The 3,170-nt window shown below is 65.6% G+C and carries 3 protein-coding genes; all 3 read right to left on the bottom strand.

What is annotated here, in order from left to right; translation table 11 throughout:
* Window positions 1-549: ATP-binding protein (locus AADA04_RS06695; RefSeq protein WP_340692477.1), on the bottom strand; the 549-nt coding region annotated here is incomplete at its 3' end.
* A gap of 170 nt (window positions 550-719) precedes the next feature.
* Window positions 720-2,726, bottom strand: coding sequence for a DEAD/DEAH box helicase (locus AADA04_RS06690; RefSeq protein WP_340692476.1), 2,007 nt, complete (start codon window positions 2,724-2,726; stop codon window positions 720-722).
* A gap of 130 nt (window positions 2,727-2,856) precedes the next feature.
* Window positions 2,857-3,170: DsrE family protein (locus AADA04_RS06685; RefSeq protein WP_340692475.1), on the bottom strand; the 314-nt coding region annotated here is incomplete at its 5' end.

Here is a 3,170-nt window from a genome sequence, read left to right as displayed (position 1 = left end):
GCGCACGGCGGTGCCGGTATAGGGCTTGCCCGTGTCGGTCATCGGCGAGGGGCCGCGCGTGATGAGAGGCGCCTCGACGCGTCCGCCATCAATGAAGCGGACCCAGTGTTCGTTGCCTTCGCGGTGGATGGTCAGTTCCAGCCAGTCGGACAGGGCGTTGACGACGGACACGCCGACGCCGTGAAGGCCGCCGGAAACCTTGTAGGAGTTCTGGTCGAACTTACCGCCCGCATGCAGCTGGGTCATGATGACTTCGGCGGCAGAGACGCCTTCGCCAGTATGCTTGCCGACGGGGATGCCGCGGCCATTATCGGTGATCTCGGCGCTGCCATCGGGCAGGAGCGTGACGGTGACGCGGTCGGAATGGCCGGCAAGGGCCTCATCAATCGCGTTGTCGACGACTTCGTAGATCATGTGGTGCAGGCCCGAACCGTCATCGGTGTCACCAATGTACATGCCAGGGCGCTTTCGGACCGCTTCGAGGCCCTTCAGGACCTTGATGCTGTCAGCGCCATATTCGGGGGATTCACCCATGATTTCTTCAGCCATTCCGGCATCCTTGTCGATTCGTCAGATTTCCCCGTATTTATAGGGGGTTTCGGCCCATAAGGGAAATGAATCGGGGGGTATTTAGCAGCACAAAAAAGCCCCTGTTTTCCGCAATGAAAACAGGGGCTTGTGAGGGGTGTTTTTGCTGCATTGGAGGGCAGACGAAACGGTCAGTCCGGCTTCGGCTTTTTCTTGAACGGTTTTGCCGGCTTTGCGCCTTTTCCGGCGGCTGGCTTGCCCTTGAAAGGAGGCTTGCCGCCGGAGGCTGCGCCGCCCGGTTTCGGCTTGCCTTTGAAGGGCTTTTTGTCTTTCGGGCTGTCATACTGGATGTAGTCGCCGAGCGAGGGTTCTGCCGTGGCGGGCTTTTCCCATTTCGGCTTCCCGGGATTGCCCTGGTTCTTGGCATCCGGGTTCCAGTTGCCGCCCTGGCCATCCTTGGCGCGCTTCAGGTGCGGTTTGACATGCGGGGCACGCGGGCCGCGCGGGGGACGATCGTCGCGGGCCTCCCGGGCTTCGGGGGCCGGCGCGCCGTCCAGCGGGAAGGCGCGAATGCCCTTCTCGAGCGAGGCACCTTCACCGAGCGTCGCGAAGAAGCGCTCGGCGGCTTCCTTGGTCAGTTCGACATGGGTCGAGGACGGGTTGATGCGGATCGCGCCGATATCCTCGCGGCTGAGGCCGCCAGCCTTGCACAGCATCGGCAGCAGCCAGCGGGCTTCGGCGTTTTTCTTGCGGCCGATGTTCAGGGAGTCCCAGGCGGCGTTCACGAAGCCCTTGCGCTCGACATGCGGGCGACGCTCGCGCGGGCCGCTGTCATTGCGGTCGGTCCAGTCGTCGCGGTCCTTGCGGGGTGCAGGGGCGCGGTCATCGACGTCGCGCAGGTCTTCAGGGGCCGAGCGACCTTCGCGGTTCTTGCGCAGGAAGGCAGCAGCGACCTGATCGGCGCCGTGCGTTTCGAGCAGGTTGGCGATCATGTCGGCTTCGCTCTCGTGGACCGGGCGGCTGAGCGCCGGATCGGCGAGCAGGCGGGCGTCGTCGAGGGCGTTGATTTCCTCGGCCGTGGGCGGCTTGCCCCAGGTCGCGTCGATCTTGGCGTCGCGCAGGAGGCGCTCGACGCGGCGGCGGCCCTTGGGCGCGACCAGAAGGGCGCTGACGCCCTTGCGGCCGGCGCGGCCTGTACGGCCCGAACGGTGCAGCAGGGTCTGCGGATCGCGCGGCAGGTCGGCATGGATGACCAGGCCGAGATTCTGCAGGTCGAGGCCACGGGCGGCGACGTCGGTGGCGATACAGACGCGGGCACGGCCATCGCGCAGGGATTGCAGGGCGTTGGTCCGCTCTTTCTGGCTGAGTTCACCCGACAGGGCGACCACGGGGAAGCCGCGATTGCCCATGCGGCTCATCAGCTTGTTGACGGCGGCGCGGGTCGTACAGAAGACCAGCGCGCTCTCGCTGTCGGAATGGCGCACGATATTGACGATGGCGTTCTCTTCGTCGCCGGGGGCCACGAGCAGGGCCTTGTATTCGATGTCGACGTGCTGGGATTTCTCGGCCTCGGTCATGACGCGAACAGCATTGCGCTGGTAGCGACCGGCGAGGGCGGCGATGCCCTTGGGCACCGTAGCGGAGAAGAGCAGGGTGCGGCGCGTTTCCGGCGTGCCCTGGAGAATGAGTTCCAGTTCGTCGCGGAAGCCCATGTCGAGCATCTCGTCGGCTTCATCGAGAACGACGGCGCGCATGTCTGAGGTGACGAGCGATCCGCGCTTGATATGGTCTGCCAGGCGTCCCGGTGTGCCGATGACGATATGGGCACCGCGAGCCAGCGCCTTGCGCTCTTCGCGCATGTCCATGCCGCCGACACAGGTGGCCAGGCGGGCGCCGGTGGAGGCGTAAAGCCATTGGAGTTCGCGGGCGACCTGCTGGGCCAGTTCCCGCGTTGGGGCAACGATCAGGGCGAGCGGCGCGTCGGCATTGGCGAACTTGGACTCGGTGCCGAGCAGGTCGGCGGCCATGGCGAGGCCGAAGGCGACGGTCTTGCCGGAGCCAGTCTGGGCGGAAACGAGCAGGTCTTTCCCCGCCAGTTCCGGTGCAATCACTGCCGATTGCACTTGCGTGAGGGTCTCATAGCCGCGTGTGGCGAGCGCCTCGGCAAGGGCCGGAGGAACGAGGGGCATATCAGTCATGTAGCATTTGTCTTTCAAGGGCGTGCGCGGAGAATCCATGCGCAGCGCGCCGTCCGCAATCGGGCGGGCGCGCGGTTTGGCTGCTCATTGCACGTTTCAGGCCGCAATACCACAGCGGCCAACATTCGCCTCAGAAGGGATTGAGCGTGTAACCGTCCTGCTGGAGCAGGGCATGGGCGGTCATGGCCGACAGCGAGACGGTCACGCCGGGCAGCAGGTCTTCCGGCGCAAAGTCGCGGGCGGCAGCCGTCTGGCCGCAGAGCTGGATGCTGGCGCCTGCTGCAATGAGTTCAGCGATCAGGGGCGCGCTGGGATTGGCGTGGCCGAGCTTGGCATCGGTCAGCAGGTCGGAGGCTGCCGGGCCGTGGACGACGAGGGCGACGGACATGTTTTCCGCAGGCACACCGGCAGCGGCATGCATGTTGAGGAAGCGGGCCGCCGTGT

Source organism: Hyphomonas sp., from assembly GCF_037969335.1.
Lineage (GTDB): Bacteria > Pseudomonadota > Alphaproteobacteria > Caulobacterales > Hyphomonadaceae > Hyphomonas.
Note: the sequence above shows the minus strand (reverse complement) of the source record. Positions and strands in the feature narration are given on the sequence as shown.